General features: G+C 54.8%; 4 protein-coding genes. 3 read left to right on the forward strand and 1 reads right to left on the reverse strand.

Features of this window, described 5'->3' with window-relative positions:
* Positions 1-482 precede the first annotated feature (482 nt).
* Complete coding sequence (locus tag Q371_RS15770; protein ID WP_034341995.1) at positions 483-1,373, forward strand: ABC transporter substrate-binding protein; 891 nt, start codon at positions 483-485, stop codon at positions 1,371-1,373.
* Between the two features lie 171 nt (positions 1,374-1,544).
* Here Q371_RS15770 and Q371_RS15775 read toward each other — a convergent pair whose 3' ends face one another.
* On the reverse strand, positions 1,545-2,576 hold the full coding sequence (locus Q371_RS15775; protein ID WP_034341996.1) for a LacI family DNA-binding transcriptional regulator: 1,032 nt from the start codon (positions 2,574-2,576) through the stop codon (positions 1,545-1,547).
* 688 nt (positions 2,577-3,264) lie between these two features.
* Between Q371_RS15775 and Q371_RS15785 the strand changes: the two genes are divergently transcribed.
* Both Q371_RS15785 and Q371_RS15790 read left to right on the forward strand, forming a co-directional pair.
* Positions 3,265-4,503: an extracellular solute-binding protein gene (locus Q371_RS15785; RefSeq protein ID WP_034341998.1), complete on the forward strand. Its 1,239-nt coding sequence runs from the start codon at positions 3,265-3,267 to the stop codon at positions 4,501-4,503.
* 71 nt (positions 4,504-4,574) lie between these two features.
* On the forward strand, positions 4,575-5,245 hold a 671-nt coding region (locus Q371_RS15790), incomplete at its 3' end, for a carbohydrate ABC transporter permease (protein ID WP_034341999.1).

Below are 5,245 nucleotides of genomic sequence, written 5' to 3' on the forward strand. Positions count from 1 at the left end.
AGAAGGCAGAAGGCAGAAGGCAGAAGGCAGAAGGCAGAAGGCAGAACTGTTGTCCCTAACGTAGGGGCGCAGCGTGCAAGTTCACCAATACGCGGTGAACTGTTCTGCACAAGAAGCGTGCTGCGCCCAATGGCAGGAACCTTAAACAACGATTGTAGGGGCGAGGCATGCCTCGCCCAACGGCAGGAATCTCAGACACATGTTGTAGGGGCGACCGGGCAGAGGAACCAGCGCCCAGCGCGAAACGGGCCGCCCCGTGAGCGCGTAGTCAGGGCAAGACAACCCACGCTCCCGCGTTCTACACAAGATGCCTCGCCCAACGGCAGAACCCTCAAACGCACGTTGTCAAGATAAAGACACGCCCAGAGCCCCTTCACCAACCCTGAAGCCTCTTTTGACCCCAAATGTCCCCTTGCCATTGCTGCCCATTGGTGTTAACCTAAAACCGACTAATCCACTCGGATTAATGTAAGGAGCAGTGCATGAGATTCCCCCTGACCGTTTTGCTGATGCTGTCTGGCGCACAGGCCATTGGCGTGAAACACGACCTTGGCACCACCGAGATCGACAAAACCCCCAAACGCATCGTCACGCTGGAACACAGTTTCACCGACGCCCTGATCCAACTCGGGGTGAAACCTGTGGGGGTGGCGCAGGAAGGTGGGAAAAACTTGGCGTACCTCGATCCTTTCCTGAAAAACGTGCAGGTGGTGGGCACCCGAGCACAGCCCAATCTGGAAAAAATCATGGCCCTCAAGCCAGATTTGATCATCGCAGACACCGAGCGTCACAAAGCCATTTATGGCCAGCTTTCCAAAATTGCCCCCACCGTGGTGCTGAATTCCTACCGTGGAGACTACAACGACATCCTCGGGCAATTCAAAACCATTGGGCAAATTCTGGGAAAAGAACAAAAAGCCCAGAGTGTGCTTGCTGACCACAACCGCATGCTCAACAAAGCCAGAGCCTACACCAGCAAAAAAGCCGGTCCCCTGATGGTGATGGTGCTGTCCAGTCAGGCCGGGGTGACGGTGCACTCCACAGAAAGCTTCATTGGCAGCCTTTTTCAGAAGATGGGCCGGGTGAACGCCGCCAAACCCCAGAAAGGGGAGAGCCAGTACACCGTGACCCTTGAGAATCTGGTTGCCACAAATGCGGACACCCTGGTGTTCCTGAAAACCGAAGGGGAAACCACCCCTCTGGACGGCTGGAAAAAAGACCCCCTGTACCAGAGCCTCAAAGCCGTGAAAAACAACCGCGTGTACGTCTTTGACCGTGACCTGTGGTCAAAAGCCAGAGGCATCAAAGGCATGAACCTGATGTTCTCTCAGATGATCTCCAGCGGTGTGTTGGCAGACCGTGCAGCCAAATGAAGGATGGTGTGAACATGAGAAACCGTTTGCAAAAACTGAACCCCTACCTCGGCTCTCTGGCTTTTCTGGGCCTGATGCTCACGCTGGCTTTTCTGTTGATGGCCACCCTGTCCTGAGAACCTCAAAAAGAGAGCCAGCAGAATGCAAATGCTGGCTCTCTTTTTGCACGTCTCAGTGGGTGGTGTCGTTCCGCGTTTGTGTGAACAGCATGCGTGTGGATTCCCGGACCACCAGAGACGGATCAAACCGGGGCATCTGTCGGGGTTGGGTGGATCCCAGCATCTCAATCAGGTGGTTGATGGCGGCCTGCACCATCTCATAAATGGGGTGTTTGATGGTGGTCAGGGGAGGTGACATGTAATCCACCCCCCGGATGTCATCGAAGCCGACCAGAGAAACGTCCTCTGGAACCCGGATGCCGCGTCGGAACAGGGCAAGCCTCACCCCCAGGGCCATCTGGTCGTTGGACACGAAAACCGATGTGAAGTTTCGGCCCCTGCTGAACAGCAATTCCATGGCCATCAGTCCGGTGGGTTCATTGAAGTTGCCTTCCACCACCAGATTGGGGTTGAACGGCAAATCGGCTTCCAGCAGGGCCTGACGGTAGCCTTGCAGGCGGTCTCGGGCATCGAGGGTTCTCAGGTCTCCGGTGATGTGGGCGATGTGCTGGTGGCCCAGTCGGATCAGGTGCTGGGTGGCAAGGTATCCGCCCAGCACGTTGTTCATGGTCAGGCACTGCTTTTCAAGCCCTTTGACGTGACGGTCCAGAATCACGGTCGGAAGTTGTCTGGCAAGGGTGCGCAGGTGCCCATCTGGCAGGTGGCCTCCGATCACCAGAATCCCGGCCATGTGCCGTTCCAGCAGCACTTCGATGGCCTCCTGTTCGGTTCCCGAGTCCCAGTGTCCACTGATGAACACCGGATAGAAGCCACTTTTCCGCAGGGCGTGTTCGATGCCCAGAATGGCATTGGTGTAGTAGTTGCTGGTCAGGTCTTGCAACAGCACGCCGATGCACTGGAGTTTGCTTTTGTGTTTCTCGTTGGCGATCAACTGCGAGCGGTACCCGAGCTGGTTCAGGGCCGCTTCGATGCGCTTTTGTTTTTCTCTGGAGACCCGCGCACTGCCGTTGATCACCCGTGAAACGCTGCTGATCGAGACATCGGCCAATTTTGCCACAGTTTCAATGGTGACTTTTTTGCTCATGGAGGTCCTTTCCTGTGGTTTTCAGAGGAGGGGTTCTGAAAGCCTTTTGCAACCTGCTGAAACCCGCGCTGAAACATGTCAGATGCTTTTCAAAACCACCAGAGCTTCACGTGTTGTTGTTGATGGTGTGAAGAAAATTGCACCAGATGCCTGCAATACCAAGAAAACCGTGCAGAACGCTGAAATGGTGAGGCCCATCTTTTGGATAGCGCTAACCATATTCTTGTTAATTGGTAACAACAGTGTACACCAAAAGCCATGAAGTGCCTCTTTAAATGGGGATTGAAAACCCTTGAAAGGCTTAAAGTTGTCCAGTTTGATGCTTTGCAAATCATGAAACACTTCGTTCTGAACGAACAATTCGATGTTGTCCCTGCATGAAAATTTTCAAAATTTTTCAGAACCGGGTCCAGAATCCTGATTCTCCATTGACAGTTCAGAGCAAGCAGGATTATAGTTAACGCAAACAAAAGCCATAACAGTTGAAAGGGAGGTCGAAAACAGCACCTTCACAGGCTTCATGTGTCTGCGTTTTGCAGGTGCACCCCATGGCCCTGTGGCACCACACTGAAATCGCTTTCACGCCACAGGCCACCTTGACTGGCAACCCCCCAAGCCCTTTGTTGTCCCCACTCTCTTTCCCATTCCGCCAGAGGACGCAACACCCAGAGAACATCCGGAGGAAAGCATGAAAAAAGCCCTTGGTCTGCTCGCCGTTCTTGCCCTTGGCAGTGTCGCCTTCGCCAAAGAAACCCTCACCATCACCTGCTTCACCAACCTCAACGAGTCTGTTGAAGCCGCTGTTCCCCTCTTCAAAAAAGCCAACCCCGACGTGGACATCAAAATCAACGCCCTCAACTATGGCGACCACCACAACGGACTGACCACCGCCCTCGCCTCTGGCAACGGTGCTGGTGACGTGGCCTGCGTGGAAATCGGCTATGTGGCCCGTTTCGGTGAGTCCGGCGGTCTGGAAGACCTCACCAAAGCCCCCTACAACGCCAAGCAATACCAGAACCAGATCACCGCATATGCGTGGGCGCAGGCCACCAACCCCGACGGAGGCATGTTCGTGTTCCCTGTGGACATTGCCCCCGGCACCCTGTTCTACCGCGATGACATCCTCAAAAAAGCCGGAGTGACCACCTCTGCCCTGACCAAGAGCTGGGACAGCTACATCGACGCTGGCAAGAAAATCAAAGACAAAACCGGCGCTTACCTGCTCCACAACGCGGGTTTCATTGCCCAGACCTATGTGCGTGCCAACATTCCTGCTGGTGAGAACCTCTACTTCGATGCCAAAGGCAACCCTGTCCTGAACAGCGCCCGCTTTGTCACGGGACTCACTCTGGCCAAGAAAGCCCGCGACCTGAAGCTGGACATGAACATCGGTGAGTGGAGCCCCGAGTGGACCGATGCCCTCTCCAAAGGCAAAGTTGCCACCCAACCTTTTGGTGCATGGTTCGAAGGCACCATGCGCAGCATGGTTCCCGAGACCGCAGGCAAATGGCGCGCTGCTGACCTGCCCGGCAAGAACTACGCCACCTGGGGCGGCAGTTTCATGGCCATCCCCAAACAGAGCAAAAACAAAGCTCTGGCCTGGGAATTCATCAAGTTCTTCGGCCTGACCAAAGAAGCCCAGCTCAGCTCCTTCAAAGCCATCAGTGCCCTGCCTTCGGTCAAAGCTGTGCAAAAAGACCCCATTTTCACCCAACCCGTGGCCTTCCTGGGCAACCAGAAAGCCCGTCCCCTGTGGGTGAATGCCGCCAACAAAACCAAAGCCATTGACGCCAACAAATTTGATCAGGTGGCTCTGGACGCTTTCACCGCCGCCATCAACAAAGTGCTGAACGATGGTGCCGACATCAAAGCCGCTCTGGACGAAGCCCAGACCGCTGTTGAGCGTCGCGTCAAGCGCGGAAACTGATTCCAACATGGGGAAAGCCTGATTTTCGGGCTTTCCCTTTTTCCTCTTTTCCCCAACGTCAGAGGAGTTTCATGACCACCACCACCAAAACAAACGTAGAACACAAGAAATGGAGCTGGAGCAAATTCAACCTTGCCGCAGCACCCTATGTTTTCGCCAGTCCCTTTTTTATCTCCTTCGCCATTTTCGGCCTCCTCCCCATCGTTTTCTCCCTCATGCTTGCCTTCGGACAGTGGGACTCCGCCTCCAGCATCACCAGCTTCAAATGGGTCGGACTCAGCAACTTCCAGTTCATCTTCACCGAACCCGAGTTCTTCAAATCCATCTACAACACCTTCTGGATCGCCATCGTCTCTGGCCTCCCACAGCACTTCGTCGCCATCCCCCTCGCTTACGTCCTCCACACCCAGGTCAAACGCCTCAAGCACTTCTACACCGCTGCTTTCCTCGTCCCCTACATCACCTCCACCGTCGCCATCTCCCTGGTGATCACCGTGCTGTTCAGTGAGCGCAGCGGAGCCATCAACCAGTTCCTGCTCTACCTCAACCAGTTCCCCCTCTTCGACTGGCTCATCCCTGACAAAACCGGCGAAAACTACATCAAGTGGCTCTACGAAAAGGAATACACCAAACCTCTGGTCTGCCTCCTGGTGTTCTGGCGTTACTTCGGTTACAACATGATCCTGTACATGGCTGGACTGCAAACCATCTCCTCTGACGTCTACGAAGCCGCCGAGGTCGA

This window comes from Deinococcus misasensis DSM 22328 (assembly GCF_000745915.1).
Taxonomy (GTDB): Bacteria; Deinococcota; Deinococci; order Deinococcales; family Deinococcaceae; genus Deinococcus_C; species Deinococcus_C misasensis.

What these genes read in the sequence shown, in the direction of transcription:
- Q371_RS15770 (WP_034341995.1), top strand. Translation starts at nt 483, where the DNA reads ATGAGATTCCCCCTGACCGTTTTGCTGATGCTGTCTGGCGCACAGGCC.
- Q371_RS15775 (WP_034341996.1), bottom strand. Translation starts at nt 2,576, where the DNA reads ATGAGCAAAAAAGTCACCATTGAAACTGTGGCAAAATTGGCCGATGTC.
- Q371_RS15785 (WP_034341998.1), top strand. Translation starts at nt 3,265, where the DNA reads ATGAAAAAAGCCCTTGGTCTGCTCGCCGTTCTTGCCCTTGGCAGTGTC.